The sequence below is a fragment of the Phycicoccus sp. CSK15P-2 genome, from assembly GCF_016888005.1.
Classification (GTDB): domain Bacteria; phylum Actinomycetota; class Actinomycetes; order Actinomycetales; family Dermatophilaceae; genus Phycicoccus.
On the sequence record NZ_JAFDVE010000012.1, the window covers coordinates 76,273 to 95,347 of the forward strand.

Here is a 19,075-nt window from a genome sequence, read left to right on the forward strand (position 1 = left end):
GCCCGGTCAACGCCAGACCGGCGGCGATGCGTCGTCCTCGCCCTCGTACCAGGTCTCCTCGTCCTCGTGGGTCAGCGACTCGACGTCGACCTCGTCACGCTCGGACCTGCCGCTCCGGCCGCGGCCACCCGCACCCTGGCCGGAGGCGACGACACCGCCCCCACGGCCACGGGTCTCACCGAGCCGCGTGGCCACCGTCCGCCCGGCGCCGCGGCCACCGCGGGCGCCGGTCCCACCGGCACCGCGTGCGGCTCCCTGGCCACCGGCCGCCACGACCGGACGCCCTCCTCCCGCACCGGCAGCACCCCGCGACCCTGCCGCGCCGGCTCCACCACCGGTGGCGCCGGTGCGGCCCGTGACACCACCACGGGCCGTGGACCCGGCCCGACCCGTCGTGGAACCGCTGCCGCCGGCCGCGACGACCGGACGGCCCGAGCTGCCGAGCCCGAAGGCACTCCCGCGGGCGCGGCCGAGCATCCCGGCCCCGCCGGCGACGAGGCCGCCGACACCTGCGGCCGACCCGAGCCCGCCGCCGGAGCCTCCCGGCCCGGAAGACCCGGAACCGGTGCCGGACCACGTCGTGCTCCCGACACCGCCCGGGTTCGTCGAGCCGTCGGTCGGACCGTCGAGCGTCGGACCCGGGGTCCACCCCGGCTGCGAGCTCTCCGGCGGGGTCATGACCGGCGGCGGTGTCGTCGTACCCGGCGGGTACTGAGGAGGCTGCGTGGTCGGGGGGAACGTCTGCGGCGGCTCGACGACCACGGTCGTCGGAGGCTGCCTCACCCCGGTCGACTGCACCTGGCCCTGGCTCGACGTCGTGGAGCCCCCGCTCGGACCGCTGCTCGTCGGGTAGCTCGACGGGTTGCTGCTCCCGGGCGCGCCCGGGGAGGACGGGACGCGCTCCCGGTCGTCGGGGGCGTCGACCGGCATCTGGCCGGCGGCACCGCTCATCGAGGCGTTGAACCGGTCGAGGACCTGCTTGGCGGCGGCGTCACGCTCCTCGCGGCGGCCCGCGAGCGCGGCCTCGTAGCCGGTGATGTTGAAGGTCGAGCCGTCGGTCTCGTAGTCCGACCTGTCGACGGAGGTCGAGATCGAGCGCACCTGGCTCGCGTACGAGGTGCGGGCGACGTCGGCCGCGTCGGCCGCCGACTCGAGGCCCTTGCGGATGTCGGTGATCTCCGACGCACGGGCGTCCAGCGCCTTGGCGAGCACGTCGAGGCTGCTGTAGGCGCTGTCCGCGGCGGCGCCCTCCCACGGCACGTCGGCGCCGCGCAGCGCACCGACCACCGAGCGCACGTCGGCGGCGAGGGTCTCGACCTGGTCGGCCGTCTTGCCCCAGTCCTCGGCGGTCATCCGCACGAGAACGGTGGAGAAGCCGTAGATGTCGTGCAGTGTGCGCTCGTGCGGACCGGCGTCGTCGGGCAGTGCCGGTGTGTAGGGCGCGTCGTCAGGGATGGGCATCGTCGTTCCTCCCCTCGGCGCTGGAGGCGCCGTGGCTGGTCGGTACTGGGTCGGTGCGGGTCTGCGCGGAGCCGGACGGCACGGGTGGGGCGGTCTCCGGGAGGTGGCGGCGGGAGCGCAGCGCGAGCCCGCCACCGGCGGCGAGGACGACGAGCACGAGCGTCCCGAGGACCCACGGCAGGGCCCGGGGACCGCTCTCGTCGGATGACGCGGCCGCCGTGTCCTCCGGGCCGCGGGCCGTGGTCGGGCCCGGGGACGCCGTGGCGTCGCCGGACGTGCTCGCGGACGCGGCCAGCCCCATGGCCTGCGCGATGTCGTCGGCCGCGGGCTCGTCCGTCGGGTTGTCGGTCCGGACGAAGGGGTTGTCTCGGGGCAGCGTCCCGAGGTCGAGACGCACCGCGTCCGCGGGGTCGAAGATGCCCCAGCCGTAGGACGCGTTCCTGGTGCGCACCTGCGGGAGGTCCTCGCCCTCACGCCGGAACCAGGTCTCGTACCCCGAGCCGGCGGTCTTCTCGCGCAGCCCCGGGGCCTGCCGGACGGCCTGGAGCACCTGGCCGGCCGTGGCGTCGGGGTGCGCCGACCACATCGCGGCGATGCCACCGCTGACGATCGCCGTCGAGATGGACGACCCGGAGCCCAGCCTCTCGCTGTGCCACCCGGAGGAGTCGTAGACGCCGGCCATGATGTCCTCACCCGGCGCCGCCGTACCGACCGACCGGCCGGCACCGGCCGCGAAGTCGGGCAGCCTGCCGTTCTCGCCGACCGGGTTGACGAGCACGACACCGTTTCCGACGCCCGGCCACGTGATCTTGCCGCGCTCGTTGCCCGTGGACGCGACGACGACCGCACCCTGGCGGTAGGCGGTGAGCAGGCCGTCGACGGTCTGCTGGCTGTACCCGCTGGTCAGGCTGACGCTGATGACGTCGGCACCGTCCAGGGCGGCCTTGGAGATGGCCTGGCCGACCGCCTTGCGGACCTCGTCCTCCCGGGGGAAGGTGACCCCGCAGGACGTGCCGTCGGTCTTCGTGTCGTCGTCGTAGATGACCGCGTAGTGCCGGATCCGGGCGTCGGGGGCGATCCCGCGGATGCCGGTCCCACCCGGGCCGGTGCCCCGCCCGGCGCCGACGATCATCGCCGCCATGCTAGTCGCGTGCTCGGCCTCCGGGCCCTTCACCACCGACGAGCGCTTCTTCTCGCTCAGGCCGTCGCCGTCGAGGTCGAGGCACAGGCTCTCGGTGGAGTCGACCTTGCCGCGCAGCTCGGGGACGTCCGGGTCGATCGGGCCGTCGATGACCGCGACCGTCTTCCCCCCGCCCGTACCGGCCTCCGCGAGCTCGTCGACGCCCATCGCCGAGCGCCACCACTCCCCCGGGCGGTCCGCCGTGACGGCCGTGGCCGGGGGCCGCCCCAGCGCACCCGAGGGCGCGACGACGAGCCCGCCGACCGCGGTCACGAGGACCGCCGAGGCGAGACGCCCGCGCCGGGGGTCAGCCATCGGACGGAGGACCTCCCGGCACGTCCATCGTCGTGTCGTCCCCGGCAGCGGCCGGGGCGCCCTGGCCCGCCGGGGCGTCACCCCCGTCGCCCGGGACGCCGTCGCCGAGGCGGCTCTGGGCGTCGACGCCCTCCCGGACGCTGTCGTCCCGGGTGGCCTCGTCGTGCGCCCGGGTGCTGTCGAGGTCCTCCGGCCGCTGGACCCATGGAGCCCGGATGGCCGCGAACGCGTCGGACGACGCCTCGTCCCGGGCCTCCATCTCGCGCCCGGCCTCCCGGAGCGCCTGGCCGGCATGCTCGAGGTCCTGCTTGATCCCCCGCAGGGTGGCCTCGTACACGTGCTGCGCCGCCTGGTACACGGCCGCGAAGTCCCGGGCTGCGGGGATGTCCCCGAAGGTCGAGCGGGACGCCACCGACGTGCTGACCCGCTTGACCTCCGTATGGGCCGACTCGCCCCACTGCTGCTCGTAGTCCGCGCCGAGCGTCGTGAGGACCGGCGGGTAGCTGATCTCACGGTCGGGGTCCGGCATCGGCGTATCCCTTCTCGATGGTCGACAGGGTCCTCCCCCGCGTCGTCGCCACGGCCGACGTGCCGGTACCCGCGTGGGGTACCGGCACGTCGCGTCCTGCGATGTGGTGCCGGGTCAGCCCCAGCGCTGCGTGTTGCGCTGCTCGCCGGCCATGTAGTCCTCCTTGGAGGAGATGACCGCGGTGCGCACGTCGTTGAGCAGCTGACGGCACTCCTGGATCTGCTTCTCCCAGTCGCGCTGCGCCTGCGAGTAGGCCTCGCGGGCCGAGCCGTCCCACTGGGAGACGTACTTGTCGAGGTCGCTCTTCATGTCCTCGAGCCGCGTGTTGATGCCGTCGAGGCCCTGCTGCATGTCGGCCACCAGCGCGTCGATGCCGGCTCCGCCGACCTTGATTCCGTCCTGCATGTCAGATCAGTCCTTCCGCGCTCAGTTGCCGAACATCGAGTTGTACTTGCTGAGGCTCGCTGCCGCAGCCGCGTCGTCGGCGTCGTACTGCCGCTGTGTGCCGGTGAGGTTCGCCTCGAAGGCCTCCAGGACGTCGACGATGTCCTGGGTCTGGGTCCGCCAGGCGTTGCTCACCTGGTGGAAGCTCGTGGCTCCCTGGCCGTGCCAGTGCGCCTTGACCTGCTCCATCTTGTCGCAGAGCTGCGTGACGCGGGTGCGCAGGTCGCCCCGCGCCTGCTCGACGATGCGGGCGCTCTCCTGGACGACGCCTGCACCGGCGCTGAAGTCCTGTGCCATGACCGATCCTTCCTGTGGACGACGCTGTGCGTCGCGCTCGTTGTGCACTGACCCCCTGGAGGGCTGGTGTCCGACCCGGGGACGGAGGCCCCTTGTCCTGCCCTCGACACTACGGTGCCACGTCGGTCCGGCCAATGGGGAGAACTCCCCGGTACTGCCCCGTCTATGCTCGGTGGCCGATGCGTCAGTCCGTCGGAGGGGAGCAGCCGTGAGCCAGGCCGGTGCCGCCGCCTCGCTCGTCCGTGTCTCGGTGTCGTCGGGGACGCGGCGCGCGGACCTCGGCGTGCCCGGGGGCATCCCCGTCGTCGAGATCGTGCCCGAGCTCGCCCGCGAGCTCGGGGTCCTCGACACCGAGCACGCCTCGCACGGTTTCCGGCTCGTCGCCGGCGGCGGCACGGTGGTCGACCCCGACCGCAGCCTCGCCGCGCAGGGCATCGCGGACGGCACGATGCTCTCCCTCGAGGTCGTCGACCCGAGCACCGACAAGGTCTACGACGACGTCGTCGAGGCCGTCGCCGACGTCGTCGAGACCCAGTTCGCCCCCTGGAGCGCACGGCACAGCGCCGGCACCGCCGTCGGGGCCGCCACCGTCTTCTTCCTCTGCGCCGCATGGGCCCTCTTCACCGCCCGGGAGTCCGGGCTGCTCGTGACCGCCGTCGCCGGCGCGGTCTCCGTCCTCCTCGTCGGCTCCGCCGCCGTGCTGCACGCGCGGAACCAGCCGAGCGGTGCCCTCGCCCTCGCCCTGACCTCGCTCGCCTTCGCCGCGACCTCCGGTGCGGCCGTCGCCCCGAGCGACCCGCTGTGGGGCCGCGGCCTCACCTGGGTCGGGATCGCCGTCGCGCTAGCCGGCCTGCTCGGCGCGCTCGCCGTGGCGACCCACCGGCTCGTCCTCGCCGCCGGGTCCGTCGTCGGTCTCGCGGCCACCGCCATCGGGGTCGCGGCAGGCATGGCCGGCGTCGAACCCACGACGGCCTGCGCCGTCGTGTTCGTCGTCGCCATCGTCCTCGGCAACGTCCTCCCGTGGGTCGGCCTGTCGTCGAGCCGCCTGTCGTCGCGCGCACCGCGCACCGAGGCCGAGATCGAGGCCGATGTCCCCGAGGTCGACCGTGGCCGGGTGCACGAGCAGGTCCTGCGCGGCCACGACGTCATGGTCGCCACCTCCGTCGCCACCGGTGGGGTGGCCCTGCTCGCCACCCCGCAGCTCGTCACGGCGGGCAAGGCCGGGACCGCGCTCGTCGTCGCGGGCTGTGTCGCCACCCTCCTGCGCACCCGGCACAGCCGGACGCGCACCGCGGTCGTCCTCGCGATGGGCACCGGTGTCCTCGGGCTGGCGCTGACCGCGGTCGTGGCCGCGGTCGCCCACCCGGCGTGGCGGCCGGCCCTCGCGGTGGTGCTCGGGACGGTCGGCGCCGTCGTCGTCGCGCTCGCCGTCCTGGCCCCCCGGACCCGCGTACGGCTCGGCCGGGTCGCGGACGCCCTCGACGGCGTCGCGCTCGTGGCGCTCGTCCCCCTCGCGGCGGCGACCGCCGGGCTGGTCTGACGTGGCGACGAAGAAGGACCTCGTCGAGGCCCAGTCGTTCAGCAAGCGGCGCCTCACCACCGCGTTCGTCAGTGGCGCTCCAGGAGGCCGGGAGGTCGAGCCCGACCGTCCGCTGCGGGCCGTCGTCGGCGGCGTCGCGCTCACCGTCGTGCTCGTGCTGGGCAGCATGGCCTTCGGCTGGCTGCGCTCGGCCCTCCCGGACGACTGGAAGAACGACCGCCTCGTCATCGCCGAGGACAGCGGCGCGCGGTACGTCTCGATCCAGAGCACGCTGCACCCCGTCGTCAACACGACGAGCGCCCGGCTGCTCATCCCCGCGGACCGGTTCACGGTCGTCGCCGTGCCCGACGACGAGCTCGCCGACATCAGGCGGGGGCCGACCCTCGGCATCCAGGGTGCCCCGGACTCCCTCGCCCCGTCCGACCGCCTCGTCAACACCGGATGGGTCTCCTGCCTCGGGGCAGGCGAGCAGGTGACGACCGTCATCGGCTCGCAGCGCCGCGCGGGGTCGGCCGACGGGTCCGCCGTCCTCGCCCGCTCCTCGGACCGAACCTTCGTCCTGGACGGCGGGATGCGCTACCCGGTCGCGGACCGCGACGTCTCCGCGGTGTCGGTCGCCCTGCGCCTCGACGGGCGGCCGCCGATCGCCGCCCCCGCCGCCTGGCTGAACCTCTTCCCCCAGGGCCCGGCGCTCGGCCCGCTGACCGTCGACGACCTCGGCAAGCCCCTGCCCGGCCTCCCGGCCGGGTCGACGGTCGGCTCGGTGCTCCGGCTCGACTCCGACGGCCGGCACTACGTCGTCACGCCCCAGGGCACCCTCGAGCTGCTCCCGGACGTCGCGCTCGCCATGTACCGCCTCGGGTCGGGCGCCTCGGCCAAGGAGGTGCCCGTGCAGGCCGCGCAGATCGCGCGGCTCACGGTCCAGCAGCCGCGCCTCGCGCCGAGCGACTGGCCGCGAGACCTCCCGACAGGGCTCGAGACCACCCCCTGCGCCACGCTGACGGCCGCCACCGGCTCGCCGCCCGAGGTCCGGCTCACGACCGTCACCGAGGACCCGCCCACGGCCGAGCGTGGACGCACCACCGTCGACACCGGCGACGGCGCCCTCGTGCGGGCCGTGAGCGGGCAGGTTCTCGGCAAGGGGCCGGTCCTCGCGGTCGACCAGACGGGGACCGCCTACGCCGTCGACGGCGTCGACCAGGAGGTCCTCGCACGCCTCGGCTACACACCCGAGGACGTCGTCCCGGTACCCCAGGCATGGACCGAGCTCTTCCGGTCCGGTCCCTCGCTCGGCGTCGAGGCCGCCCGCACGGTGGTCTCCGGCACGTCATGAGGCCGGTGCTCGTCCGCCTCGTCGCGGCCACGGTGCCGGCGGCGTTCCTCACCGGCCCGCTCGTCGCCGCGCCCGTGGCCGCCACCCCTCCCCCGGCCGTGGGCACCACCACACCCATGGCAGCCGGCAGCTGCGAGGAGGGCCGCACCCAGTACGTGCCGGACACCCCGCCGGGGCTGCTCCGCCTCGGGGCCACCCGCGCCTGGCCGCTCGCCACAGGTGCGGGCGTCACCGTCGCGGTCGTCGACAGCGGCGTCGACGCCCGCAACGACCACTTCCCCGGGGGCACCGTCCTCGAGGGGCGCAGCCTGGTCGGCGGGTCCGCCCGGGCCGACCGCCGCCTGCACGGGACCGCCGTCGCCGGCATCATCGCGGCGCGACCGCTCGGGTCGCGCTCCGGCGTCCAGGGCCTCGCCAGGGGAGCGCGGATCCTGCCGGTCAAGGTGGTCCCGGACGAGAGCCGTGAGGAGGGGACGGGTGACGCCGACCCCGGGGTGCTCGCGGAGGGCATCCGCTGGGCCGCCGACGAAGGGGCCCTCGTCGTCAACGTCTCGCTCAGCACGCCCCGCGACGACGCCCGGCTGCGCAAGGCCACCGAGTACGCCCTGGGCAAGGGCTCGCTCGTCGTCGCCGCGGCCGGGAACCGCGCCTCCGACGACGACCCCGAGGGCGGCGTGCGCTACCCCGCCGCCTACCCCGGCGTCCTGGGAGTGGCAGCGACCGACGGCGACGACCGCGTCTCGGACGTGTCGCTCAGGGGCGAGCACGTCGACCTCGCGGCCCCGGGGGTCGACGTCCTGACGACCTACGGGGCGTGGGGCGACTGCTACCTCGGCGCGGAGGGCGCGACGAGCTACGCGGCGGCGTACGTCTCCGCCGCCGCCGCGCTCGTCGCACAGCGCTTCCCGCGGTCCGGGCCCGAGGCCTGGGCGCACCGGCTCACCGCCACGGCCGCGCGGGACCGGCGCGACGCGCGCGACGACGCCGTCGGCTGGGGCGTCGTCCAGCCCGTCGAGGCGCTCACCGCCGTGCTCGACGACTCCGTGGCCGGCCCGCTCCTGCCCGGGGCCGCACCCCGGGAGACCGAGGCCGCGCCCGTACGGCGGCTCACCGTCGAACCGGTCGCCGACCCCCTGGCCGGCGACCGGCGCACCGTGCTGTGGCTCGTCGTCGCGGGCACGAGCCTCCTGCTCGGACTCGCGCTGCGCCGCGTCGGGCGGAGGCGGGCCGGCGCCTGAACCCGGGTGATCCCGGCCGCGTCGTTCTGGGATGATGACACCCATGACCGAGCACCTCTCCCCATCCGACGCTGCCTCCATCCCGGACCGGCCCTCCCTGGACGGCCTGGAGGAGAAGTGGGGCGCGGTATGGCAGGAGCAGGGCACGTACGCCTTCGACCGCGAGGCCGCCCTCGCCGGCGACCGCAGCCAGGTGTTCTCCGTCGACACGCCCCCGCCGACGGCCAGCGGGTCGCTGCACATGGGTCACGTCTTCAGCTACACGCACACCGACTGCATGGCCCGGTACAAGCGGATGCGGGGGTTCAACGTCTTCTACCCGATCGGCTGGGACGACAACGGCCTGCCCACCGAGAAGCGCGTGCAGAACTACTACGGCGTGCGCGGTGACGCCTCCCTGCACCACGACCCCGACTTCGAGCCGCCGTTCCGGGGCAACGCCAAGAGCACGAAGGCCGCCGACGAGACCCCCATCTCGCGGCAGAACTTCATCGAGCTCTGCGACGAGCTCACCGTCAAGGACGAAGAGGCCTTCGAGTCGCTCTTCCGCCGGATCGGGCACAGCTACGACTGGTCGATCGGCTACCGGACGATCGACGACCACTCCCGCGCCACCTCGCAGCAGGCCTTCCTGCGCAACGTGCGCCGTGGCGAGGCCTACCAGTCCGAGGCGCCGGGTCTGTGGGACGTGACGTTCCAGACCGCCGTCGCCCAGGCCGAGCTCGAGGCCCGCGACTACCCCGGGGCCTACCACCGCGTCGCGTTCCACGGCACCGACGGGCCCGTGTTCATCGAGACCACCCGCCCCGAGCTCATCCCGAGCTGCGTGGCCCTCATCGCGCACCCGGACGACGAGCGGTACCAGCCGCTGTTCGGCCGCACCGTGCGCACACCGCTCTTCGACGTCGAGGTCCCCGTCCTCGCCCACCCGGCCGCGGAGACGGACAAGGGTGCCGGCATCGCCATGTGCTGCACCTTCGGCGACCTCACCGACGTCACGTGGTGGCGCGAGCTGCAGCTGCCGACGCGTTCGGTGGTCACCCGCAGCGGCCGCCTCCAGACCGAGACCCCGGAGTGGCTGCAGGGCTCCCCCGGGGAGTCCTTCTACGCCGAGCAGCTCGGCGGGAAGACCGCCTTCGGAGCCCGCGAGGCAGTCGTCGGCGCACTGCGTGACTCCGGCGACCTCGACGGCGAGCCGACCCCCACCCAGCGCAAGGCCAACTTCTACGAGCGTGGTGAGAAGCCCCTCGAGATCGTGACCACGCGGCAGTGGTACATCCGCAACGGCGGCCGCGAGTCCGACCTCAACGCGGCGCTCATCGCCCGCGGCGAGGAGGTCGACTTCCACCCGGCGTTCATGCGCTCGCGGTACGCCAACTGGGTGCGGGGCCTCAACGGCGACTGGCTCATCTCGCGGCAGCGCTTCTTCGGGGTGCCGATCCCGGTCTGGTACCCGGTGGACGCCGACGGAGAGCCGGACCACGACCACCCGATCCTCCCCGACGAGTCCGAGCTGCCGGTCGACCCCGCGGCCAACCCGCCCGCGGGCTACACCGAGGACCAGCGCGGCGTGCCGGGAGGCTTCGTCGGCGACCCCGACATCCTCGACACCTGGGCGACGTCGTCGCTCTCCCCGCAGATCGCCGGCGGATGGCGCGGCACGGACGGCCCCGAGCCGGACCCGCTGTTCGAGAAGGTCTTCCCGATGGACGTCCGCCCGCAGGGGCACGACATCATCCGCACCTGGCTGTTCGCCACGGTCGTGCGCGCGCACTTCGAGCACGACACGGTGCCGTGGACCAACGCCGCGATCTCCGGGTGGATCCTCGACCCCGACCGCAAGAAGATGAGCAAGTCCCGCGGGAACGTCGTCACCCCGGAGGACCTCCTGCGCGAGCACTCCGCGGACGCCGTGCGCTACTGGGCCGGCAGCGGCCGGCTCGGCACCGACGCCGCGTACGACGTCGGGCAGATCAAGGTCGGCCGGCGGCTGGCCATCAAGATCCTCAACGCGAGCAAGTTCGCGCTGTCCTTCGGCGACGTCCGGACCTCTGGTGACGGTGCGGCGAGCCGGCCGGTCACCGGGGCGGGCGAGCTCGCCGCGCAGGTCACCGACCCGCTCGACCGCTCGGTGCTCGCGATGCTCCGCGAGGTCGTCGAGAAGGCCACCGCGGGCTTCGAGGCCTGGGACTACACCCGGGCGCTCGAGGCCACCGAGTCCTTCTTCTGGACGTTCTGCGACGACTACCTCGAGCTCGTCAAGGACCGCGCGTACGGCACCCGCGGTGACGCCGGTGCCGTGTCCGCGCGAGCGACCCTGCGGCTCGCTCTCGACGTCGTCCTACGGCTCTTCGCGCCGGTGCTCCCCTACGTGACCGAGGAGGTCTGGAGCTGGACGCACGCCGAGGGCTCGGTGCACCGCGCCGCCTGGCCGTCCGCCGGCGAGCTGCCCGAGGGCGGTGACCCGGCGGTGCTCGCCGCGGTGGGCTCCGCGCTCGCGGTCATCCGGAAGGCCAAGTCGGAGGCCAAGGTCGGGATGCGCGCCGAGGTGCCGACGGTGACGCTCGTCGGGCCGGGCGCAGCGCTCGAGCACGTCCGCACGGGCGAGGCCGACCTGCGGGCCGCCGGCCGGCTCACCGGGTCGCTCGAGTACGCCGAGGGCGAGGAGGTCGCGACCCGCGACGTCGAGCTCGTCCCCGTGGCCAAGCTCGCCCGCTGAGCGTCCGTCGCCGCCCGCTCGGTTGAGGTGATGTTCGACCATCTCGAGGTCGGGTTCCACCTCGACCCGAAGCTCGCGGCTCAGGCGGGGGCGGTCCCGGGGGCCGGGACGTAGGCCCGGTCCTTGACCTGGCGCAGCCCGGTGGGCCGCACGGCCAGCCACGGCACGTCCCATCCGGAGAGCCGTAGCCGGTGCTGGACGACGGTGTCCCGGCGCAGGTGGTCGACCCGTCCGGTGCCCGGGTCGTAGACGTCGAGCATCCGGTCGCCGTCCCCGGGGAGGATGAGGACGACGTGCCGCGGCAGCAGGGCGTTGCCGATGTAGAGCAGCCCGGGCTCGCCGTCGCCGACGACGTCGACGAGATGGTCGAAGGAGTCGACGAGCGCGTACTCGTCCTGGCCGCGCAGCACATCGACCGTGTACTGCGTCCCGAGTCGGGAGGCCCCGTACTCGAGCTCGCGCAGCGCACCCCACGGCGGCGTGCCGAGCGCCCGCGGCCACGGCCCGTTGAGACGTCCGCCGCCGGCGACGACGCCGTTCGTGCGGCGCATGACGATCCGTTCGTAGGCGGCGAACCGCTCCGCCTCGGTGGCGCCGGTCGGTGACCCGGGCGGCTGGGGCTCACCGGTGCGGACCCATGACGCGAAGACGGGGTCGACGAGCATGCGGGCCACCGTGAGGCAGGCCGAGCCACAGGTGCGCGGGGACTGCTGGACCGGCCCGGTGTCACCCGCGCGCAGTCGGTAGGTCATCGCCACGGGCCAATCGTCGCCGCCTCGCGGGTCGCGCGCCAGCATCTCCGTGGTCGGGTGTGTCCTGCGCCAGGTCGGACTGCCGGGAGTGCCCGGCTGCACGGGAGGACCGTCGTGGCCCCGCTCGGCCCGGGTCAGGCCGAGCGCTTGCGCTGCGTGCGCTTGCGCCCGCCCTCGGCGTCGTGCCGGACGATCGTCGGGTTGACGTTCTCGAGGACGACCTCGCGGGTCACGACGACCTTGGCGATCTCGTCGTCGCTCGGGACGTCGAACATCACGGGGAGAAGGACCTCCTCCATGATGGCGCGCAGACCGCGCGCGCCGGTCCCGCGGGCGAGGGCCTGCTCGGCGACGGCCTCGATCGCGTCGTCGCTGAACTCGAGGGTGACGCCGTCGATCTCGAACATCTTCTGGTACTGCTTGACGAGCGCGTTGCGCGGCTCGGTGAGGATGCGCACGAGGGCGGCGACGTCGAGCGGCGAGACCGTGGTGATGACCGGCAGGCGGCCGATGAACTCGGGGATGAGGCCGAACTTCATGAGGTCCTCGGGCAGTACCTCGTGAATGCTCTCGGCGAGGTCCTTGGGGGTGTGCAGCTCGGAGCCGAAGCCGAGGCCCTTCTTGCCGTTGCGCGCCTCGATGAGCTTCTCGAGCCCGGCGAACGCCCCACCGACGATGAACAGCACGTTCGTCGTGTCGATCTGGATGAACTCCTGGTGGGGGTGCTTGCGGCCGCCCTGCGGCGGGACCGAGGCGGTCGTGCCCTCGAGGATCTTGAGCAGCGCCTGCTGGACGCCCTCGCCGGAGACGTCGCGGGTGATCGACGGGTTCTCGCTCTTACGGGCGATCTTGTCGACCTCGTCGATGTAGATGATGCCCGTCTCGGCCTTCTTGACGTCGTAGTCGGCGGCCTGGATGAGCTTGAGGAGGATGTTCTCGACGTCCTCGCCGACGTAGCCGGCCTCGGTGAGCGCCGTGGCGTCCGCGATGGCGAACGGGACGTTGAGCATCTTCGCGAGAGTCTGCGCCAGGTAGGTCTTGCCACAGCCCGTGGGCCCGATGAGCAGGATGTTCGACTTCGCGATGTCGACGTGCTCGGCGTCCTTCTTGCCGCTCGAGGACTCGCCCGCCTGGATCCGCTTGTAGTGGTTGTAGACGGCGACGGCGAGGGCCTTCTTCGCGACGTCCTGGCCGACGACGTAGTTCTGGAGGAACTCGAAGATCTCGCGCGGCTTGGGCAGCTCGTCGAGGCTCAGCTCACCCGACTCGGCGAGCTCCTCCTCGATGATCTCGTTGCAGAGGTCGATGCACTCGTCGCAGATGTACACGCCGGGACCGGCGATGAGCTTCTTGACCTGCTTCTGCGACTTGCCACAGAAGGAGCACTTCAGCAGGTCGCTGGTCTCTCCGACGCGTGCCACGTAAGGCGTCCTTCCCTCGGCTCCGACAACGGCCCCGACGCTACCCCGTCACGGCGCGCCGGTGCACCCATTGAACCGTCGCGCACCCCGGCGAGTCGCGCGGGTTCGCTGTCAGCGCAACCCCACCCGAGCGGGTCCTGGCGGTCGGGACCGTCCGCCGGCCCGGACGCCGCCCGCGCCACCGGTCGGCGAGCCGGACCTCGGCCGCGTCGAGCTCGACGGCGCCACCTGGGTCGGCGGCTTCGGCCGGCTCCACCCGCGTGTCCACCGACCAGAGCTCCAAGGCCAGGACGAGGCGACCGGCGCGGGTCGCGACGTCACCGCGTTCGGTGGCCGACGGACGCGGCTCCATCGATGACGCCCGATGCGCCCGCGTTCCGGATGACACGAGCCGTGAAGCCCGGGTTCCGTGTGTCACTACGTGCGGAGGCCGGGCTTCATCGATCGCCAGCCGGCAGGGGAGCCCACCTCCGGACGTGACGTCATACGGACGCCGCCGGACGTGACGTCATACGGACGCCGCCGGACGTGACGTCATACGGACGCCGCCCGGTCGTCGTGACCGGGCGGCGTCCTCGCGCTGCGTGGGGAAAGGCGCCCCTCAGGCGTTGGCCTTGCGGGAGGCGAGGACCTCGTCGACGAGGCCGTACTCCTTGGCACCCTCGGCCGAGAGGATCTTGTCGCGCTCGATGTCCTTGCGCACCTCGTCGACCGGCTTGTTCGAGTGCTTGGCGATGGTCTCCTCGAGCCACTCCCGCATCCGGATGATCTCGTTGGCGTGGATCTCGAGGTCGGAGGCCATCCCTCCGGTGCCCTCGATGGCCGGCTGGTGGATGAGCACCCGCGCGTTCGGCAGCGCGAACCGCTTGCCCGCAGCGCCGGCGCCGAGCAGGACGGCAGCGGCCGAGGCGGCCTGCCCGATGCAGTACGTCTGGATGTCCGGACGTACGTACTGCATGGTGTCGTAGATGGCGGTCATCGCCGTGAACGAGCCACCGGGGCTGTTGATGTACATGAGGATGTCGCGGTCCGGGTCCTGCGACTCGAGCACGATGAGCTGGGCGATGACGTCGTCGGCGGACGCGTCGTCGACCTGCACGCCGAGGAAGATGATGCGGTCCTCGAAGAGCTTCGTGTACGGGTCGAGGCGCTTCATGCCGTACGAGGTGCGCTCCTCGAACTGCGGCATGATGTAGCGGCTGCTCGGAGCCGGCACGTGGAGGCGGCCGGTGATGTCTGGGTTCATGTCTCTCTCTCGCGTCGTCTCGGCCGGGCTCAGTCGGAGGTCACCGGGTTGTCGCTGTGCCGGCCCGCCATGTCTGCCTTGGTGATGACGTGGTCGACGAAGCCGTACTCCTTGGCCTCGGCCGCGGTGAACCAGCGGTCGCGGTCGGAGTCGGCCTCGATCTGCTCCTCCGTCTGGCCGGTGTGCTCGGCGATGAGCTGGGCCATCTGCCTCTTGATGTGGATGAGCTGCTCCGCCTGGATCTTGATGTCCGAGGCCGTTCCACCGATGCCGCCCGAGGGCTGGTGCATCATCACGCGGGCGTGCGGCGTGGCGTAGCGCTTGCCCGGCGTGCCGGCGGAGAGCAGGAACTGCCCCATCGAGGCGGCCATCCCCATCGCCACCGTGGCGACGTCGTTGGGGACCCACTGCATGGTGTCGAAGATCGCCATGCCCGCGGTGACCGAGCCACCCGGGCTGTTGATGTAGAGCCAGATGTCCTTCGTGGGGTCCTCCGCGGCGAGGAGCAGCATCTGGGCGCAGATCGCGTTCGCGTTGTCGTCGCGGACGTCGGACCCGAGGAAGATGATCCGCTCCTTGAGGAGACGGTTGTAGATGTGGTCGTCGAGGCCGGCCTTCTGGCCCTCGCCCTGGGCGACGATCTCGCTGCTGGTCACGCTGGGGTCGCTCCCTCGGTTCGTCGGATTCGTACCTTTCAGTGACCCTAACGCCCGCCTCCCACGCTCCACTCCCCCGTCCGCCCCGTGTTCGCCGTGAGCGTAGGCGGGCGCGCACCGTGGCCTACGGGGCGTCGTCGGGCTCGCGGACCGCGGTGACGACGGACAGGGCGAGGACGGCCAGCGCGCCGACGACGAGCAGCGCGCGCAGCACCCCGACGTGGTCGCCGAGGAAGCCGAGCAGGGGCGGGCCCGCGAGGAACGCCACGTAGCCGATCGTCGCGACGACGGACATCCGGGCCGCGGCCCGCTCGGGGTCGTCGGCGGACGCGCTCATCCCCACGGGGAACCCGAGCGCGGCGCCCGCGCCCCAGACCGCGGCACCGACGAACGCGAGCCACGGCCCGCCGAGGACCACGAGCAGCGCACCCAGGACCGCCATCGCGAAGCTGACCCGGAGCACGGGGAGCCTGCCGTACGCGTCCAGGGCGCGGGTCCCCGCGAGGCGACCGAGCGTCATGAAGGTGAGGAAGGCGGCGAAGCCGAGGACTCCGACCCACTCGGGCTGGTCGTAGCCGTCGACGAGGGCGACGGCGAGCCAGTCGTTGGCCGTGCCCTCGGTGGCCGCGGCGGCGAGGACCACGACCCCGATGAGCAGCGTGCGCGGCTCGAGCCAGGCCGAGCGCTGCCGGCCGCGCACGGGCATCCCGCCCTCGTCCGAGGACGGCACCGCCGACTCCGGCAGGAAGCGCGGCAGGGACCAGACGGCCGCCCCGGCGATGAGCAGCGCGGCGCCGAGGAAGTGCGCGAGGAGCGGGACCTGCGCCCAGGACATCCCCGCCCCCACGAGCGCGGCGACGACGGTGCCCCCCGAGAAGGCCGCGTGGAAGTGCGGCATGACAGAGCGGCCGAGGCGTCGTTCGACGCCCGCACCCTCGAGGTTCATCGCGACGTCCCAGAAGCCGATGCCGAGGCCCACGGGGTAGAGGAAGAGCGCGAGGACGAGCCGGTGCGCGTCGAGCGTCACGGCGGCCCCGGCCCCGACGAGCCCGAGGAGCGAGACGAGCATCCCTGACGCGACCGCCCGGTCTGCCCCCACCCGGTCGCTCAGCCGCCCGGCGAGGGGCAGCCCGGTGACCGAGCCGAGGCTCACCGCCAGCAGGACGAGACCGAGCTGCCCGGCGGTGAGGCCGAGTGTCGTCTTGAGGTCGGCGATCCGCGAGGCCCACGAGGCGAACGCGACCCCGGCGAGGGCGAACACGACGAGGACGGCGACGCGCGCGCGCCGGGCGTCGGCGATCGGCGGGGCGGGCGGGGCTGCAGGAGGGGCCGTCACGGTGTCCTTCACGTGTCGAATCGATTCGATCGAATCGATTCGATATTGTGCTCCCGTGAACGGCGTGCGTCAAACCGGCCCGGACCCCGAGGCGGTCGACCCGTGACCCGGGCCGTACGACGGGCCACGCTGCGCGACGTCGCCGAGCGCGCCGGCGTCTCGACCTCCACCGCGTCGCTCGTGTTCAGCGGCAAGGGCCCGGTGGCCGAGGCCACCGCCCGGCGGGTCCGCACCGCCGCCACCGACCTCGGCTTCTCGGGGCCGGACCCGCTCGCCTCCTCCTTGCGGCACGGCCGCGTCGGCACCGTCGCGGTCGTCGTCGAGGCCCCGTTGCGGTCCGCCTTCCGCGACCCCTTCGCCCTCGCCGTCCTCGACGGGCTGTCCGAGGAGCTCGACGCCACCGGCCGGAGCATGCTCCTCGTCGCCCAGCAGCCCGAGGACCCCGCCCGCGCTGTGGACCAGCTGGCGACCCAGGCCGTGGACGCCGCCGTCTTCCCGCTCTGCGGCGTCGGCGACAACCCTCTCGTCGCGCACCTCACGGCCCGCGGCGTGCCCCTGGTGGGCAGCGGGTCACCGCTCGACCCCGGGGTCGTCCACGTGCGCACCGACGAGGAGGTGGCCATCGGCCTGACCACCCGGCACGTGCTCGGGCTCGGGCACTCCCGGCTCGCGCACGTCTCGATGCAGCTGAGCCCCGGCGCGAGGACGGCGCAGGTCACGCCGGAGGACGTCGCGGCCGGCATGTACCCGGACGCCAGCGGCCGGGCGCGCGGCTTCCTCGAGCTCGCGCCCGGAAGCCCGGTGGTCCAGACGGCCGAGCTCACGGTGGGCGCCGGCGAGGCGGCCGGCCGGATGCTCCTCGACGTCCCGGCGGCCGAGCGCCCGACCGCGGTCGTCTGCCAGGCCGACCTCCTCGCCGCCGGGGTGCTCCGCGCCGCCGCGGCGCTCGGCCTGAACGTCCCCGGTGACCTGTCGGTCACCGGCTTCGACGGGGTGGACCTGCCGTGGTCGGACGCCACCCTGACGACCGTGCTCCAGCCGGGTGTCGACAAGGGCCGGGCGCTCGGCCGGATGGTGCGTCGCCGGCTCGACGGCGAGGTCGTGGCCGACGAGCCGTTCCCGGTGTCGCTCCGGGTGGGGACCACGACCGCCCCGCCCCGGGGCTGAGCGAGGACCGCTCGGCCCCGGGGCGGTGGGACAGTCGTCAGTCGCGCGTCGCGGTGACGTCCGTCGAGCCGGCCTCGAACTGCTGCGGCTGGACCGCCTTCTCGGAGCTGCCGCGGAGGGCCGCCGTGCCGCCGTCGTACACCTCGAAGGTGCCGACGACGTCCATGACGACGTGCATCGAACCGGCGTCGTTGTAGATCTTCGTCCGGTTGGAGAGGTCGAGCGGGGCGTAGGTGGACGCCGCCCGGACGAGGCCCGGGTGAACGTTGAGGTTGCTCGTCGAGGGGCGGGTCTCGACGCCGTCCCAGACCGTGAGGTAGGTGCGCCTGGTCGGCTCCACCCCGGTGATGTTCGCGACGAGCAAGGCCGAGTCGCTGCCGAGGACGGACGCCGGCGCCTGGAGAAGCCGCTGGGCGCGGTGCCCGAAGGCACCGTTCAGCCCCTTGCCCGAGCGGGTGTCGAGGATCCGGACGGGGGCGTCCGGGGTCTTGCGGTAGCGCATCCCGGTCACCCTGTCCGTCGCGTAGACACCCACGATGTCGACGACCATGTGGACCCGCCCGCTCGACACGTTGTCGACCCGGATGGTGGCACCGTTCTCCGTCCGCTGGACCGGCACGACGGCCATGTTCGGGGCGATGATGCCCGGCTCGTAGTTGACGTTCGAGGCGGTGGGCTTGCTGCCCGCACCGCTCCACGCGGTGAAGACACCCTCCCGCGTGGCGTCGACGGCGGTGATGTTGACGACGTACGCCGTCACCTGGTCGTTCTCGTCCCCAGGCGTTTCATCGTCGGTCCAGTCGACCTCGATGGACACCGCGTCACCGCTGTAGAACGGGTCGTTCTCCGCCCGGCTGTCGTAGAGCCGGGTCGGTTCGACCGGGTAGAACTGTGCACCCATCGCCTCGGTGGTGTCCCGGCCGGTGTCGTCGGCGGCGTACCAGCCGAGGACGTCGAGCACCGCGTGGCTGTCCCCGCCGTAGTTCCAGACCTTGATCTTCCCGTCCGTTCCGACGGGCACGGTGGCCATGTTCGCGCCGATCCACCCCTTGGGGAAGTTGATCGTCGATGCGGTGGGACGGCTCATATCCGAGGGGTACAGCGTGAAGTAGCCCTGCGAGGTCGTGTTCACGGCGGTGAGGTTGACGACGACGGCCGAGACGCCGCTCGTCGGGACGCCGGCGCGGCCGGTCACCTTGAGCGCGGTCGGCGAGTTGCGCTTCAGCGGGGTCCTGGCCTTCCCGGGCGTGTTGGTCGTCCGGGTGTCGAGGAACCGCGTCGGCTGGCCCAGCTTGTAGTAGGTGCCGGTCGCGTCCTCCGCCGCGGCCACGGGGGCTGCAGGGACGGCCGAGGGGGCGGCCGTCGCCGGGGCGGCGAGGAGCAGCGCCGGTGCGACGAGCACGGCGGCGAGAAGGGAACGCGTCATCGAGATCGAGCCTTT

The 19,075-nt window shown here is 73.2% G+C and carries 16 protein-coding genes; 5 read left to right on the forward strand and 11 right to left on the reverse strand.

The annotated features are described in order from the left end of the window. Nucleotides 1-6: 6 nt before the first annotated feature. The 5 genes from JQN72_RS08210 to JQN72_RS08230 all read right to left on the reverse strand — a co-directional run bounded on the left by JQN72_RS08210 (nucleotide 7) and on the right by JQN72_RS08230 (nucleotide 4,226). Nucleotides 7-1,461, reverse strand: a complete 1,455-nt coding sequence (locus JQN72_RS08210) for a WXG100 family type VII secretion target (RefSeq protein WP_204134693.1) — start codon at nucleotides 1,459-1,461, stop codon at nucleotides 7-9. After that, entirely contained in the window at nucleotides 1,448-2,956 is a 1,509-nt protein-coding gene (locus JQN72_RS08215) for a S8 family serine peptidase (RefSeq protein WP_204134694.1), read from the reverse strand. The genes JQN72_RS08210 and JQN72_RS08215 overlap by 14 nt, the downstream gene beginning before the upstream one ends. Next, a complete protein-coding gene (locus tag JQN72_RS08220) occupies nucleotides 2,949-3,485 on the reverse strand; it encodes a hypothetical protein (RefSeq protein WP_204134695.1) in 537 nt (178 codons plus the stop codon). The genes JQN72_RS08215 and JQN72_RS08220 overlap by 8 nt, the downstream gene beginning before the upstream one ends. 114 nt (nucleotides 3,486-3,599) lie before the next feature. Further along, a complete protein-coding gene (locus JQN72_RS08225) occupies nucleotides 3,600-3,890 on the reverse strand; it encodes a WXG100 family type VII secretion target (protein ID WP_204134696.1) in 291 nt (96 codons plus the stop codon). Nucleotides 3,891-3,911: 21 nt separating this feature from the next. Further along, complete coding sequence (locus JQN72_RS08230) at nucleotides 3,912-4,226, reverse strand: WXG100 family type VII secretion target (protein WP_204134697.1); 315 nt, start codon at nucleotides 4,224-4,226, stop codon at nucleotides 3,912-3,914. A 208-nt stretch (nucleotides 4,227-4,434) separates the two neighbouring features. On the opposite strand from JQN72_RS08230, the gene JQN72_RS08235 reads away from it, so the two are divergent. The 4 genes from JQN72_RS08235 to valS are packed head-to-tail and all read left to right on the forward strand — an operon-like array spanning nucleotide 4,435 to nucleotide 11,056. After that, the gene (locus tag JQN72_RS08235) at nucleotides 4,435-5,766 is read left to right on the forward strand and encodes an EsaB/YukD family protein (protein WP_204134698.1); all 1,332 of its coding nucleotides are present in this window, start codon (nucleotides 4,435-4,437) and stop codon (nucleotides 5,764-5,766) included. Between the two features lies 1 nt (nucleotide 5,767). Then, the gene (eccB, locus tag JQN72_RS08240) at nucleotides 5,768-7,099 is read left to right on the forward strand and encodes a type VII secretion protein EccB (RefSeq protein WP_204134699.1); all 1,332 of its coding nucleotides are present in this window, start codon (nucleotides 5,768-5,770) and stop codon (nucleotides 7,097-7,099) included. After that, on the forward strand, nucleotides 7,096-8,337 hold the full coding sequence (locus JQN72_RS08245; RefSeq protein ID WP_204134700.1) for a S8 family serine peptidase: 1,242 nt from the start codon (nucleotides 7,096-7,098) through the stop codon (nucleotides 8,335-8,337). Before eccB ends, JQN72_RS08245 begins: the two co-directional genes overlap by 4 nt. Before the next feature lie 43 nt (nucleotides 8,338-8,380). Beyond that, entirely contained in the window at nucleotides 8,381-11,056 is a 2,676-nt protein-coding gene (valS, locus tag JQN72_RS08250; protein WP_204134701.1) for a valine--tRNA ligase, read from the forward strand. 80 nt (nucleotides 11,057-11,136) lie between these two features. Here valS and JQN72_RS08255 read toward each other — a convergent pair whose 3' ends face one another. The 5 genes from JQN72_RS08255 to JQN72_RS08275 all read right to left on the reverse strand — a co-directional run bounded on the left by JQN72_RS08255 (nucleotide 11,137) and on the right by JQN72_RS08275 (nucleotide 16,479). Then, entirely contained in the window at nucleotides 11,137-11,808 is a 672-nt protein-coding gene (locus JQN72_RS08255) for a hypothetical protein (protein WP_239100359.1), read from the reverse strand. A 134-nt stretch (nucleotides 11,809-11,942) separates the two neighbouring features. After that, nucleotides 11,943-13,229 (reverse strand): ATP-dependent Clp protease ATP-binding subunit ClpX, encoded by a 1,287-nt coding sequence (gene clpX / locus JQN72_RS08260; RefSeq protein WP_204134702.1) that lies wholly within the window; start codon nucleotides 13,227-13,229, stop codon nucleotides 11,943-11,945. 601 nt (nucleotides 13,230-13,830) lie between these two features. Then, the gene (locus tag JQN72_RS08265; protein ID WP_204134703.1) at nucleotides 13,831-14,475 is read right to left on the reverse strand and encodes an ATP-dependent Clp protease proteolytic subunit; all 645 of its coding nucleotides are present in this window, start codon (nucleotides 14,473-14,475) and stop codon (nucleotides 13,831-13,833) included. 29 nt (nucleotides 14,476-14,504) lie between these two features. Further along, the gene (locus JQN72_RS08270; protein WP_307812524.1) at nucleotides 14,505-15,131 is read right to left on the reverse strand and encodes an ATP-dependent Clp protease proteolytic subunit; all 627 of its coding nucleotides are present in this window, start codon (nucleotides 15,129-15,131) and stop codon (nucleotides 14,505-14,507) included. Nucleotides 15,132-15,255: 124 nt separating this feature from the next. Continuing rightward, a complete protein-coding gene (locus JQN72_RS08275; protein ID WP_239100339.1) occupies nucleotides 15,256-16,479 on the reverse strand; it encodes an MFS transporter in 1,224 nt (407 codons plus the stop codon). Nucleotides 16,480-16,569: 90 nt separating this feature from the next. Here JQN72_RS08275 and JQN72_RS08280 point away from each other — a divergent pair, with 90 nt between their 5' ends. Continuing rightward, nucleotides 16,570-17,634 carry a LacI family DNA-binding transcriptional regulator gene (locus JQN72_RS08280; protein ID WP_204134704.1) on the forward strand — a complete coding sequence of 355 codons (1,065 nt, stop codon included), beginning with the start codon at nucleotides 16,570-16,572 and terminating at the stop codon, nucleotides 17,632-17,634. 37 nt (nucleotides 17,635-17,671) lie between these two features. On the opposite strand, the gene JQN72_RS08285 is transcribed toward JQN72_RS08280, so the two are convergent. Next, the gene (locus JQN72_RS08285) at nucleotides 17,672-19,060 is read right to left on the reverse strand and encodes a hypothetical protein (RefSeq protein WP_204134705.1); all 1,389 of its coding nucleotides are present in this window, start codon (nucleotides 19,058-19,060) and stop codon (nucleotides 17,672-17,674) included. Nucleotides 19,061-19,075 lie beyond the last annotated feature (15 nt).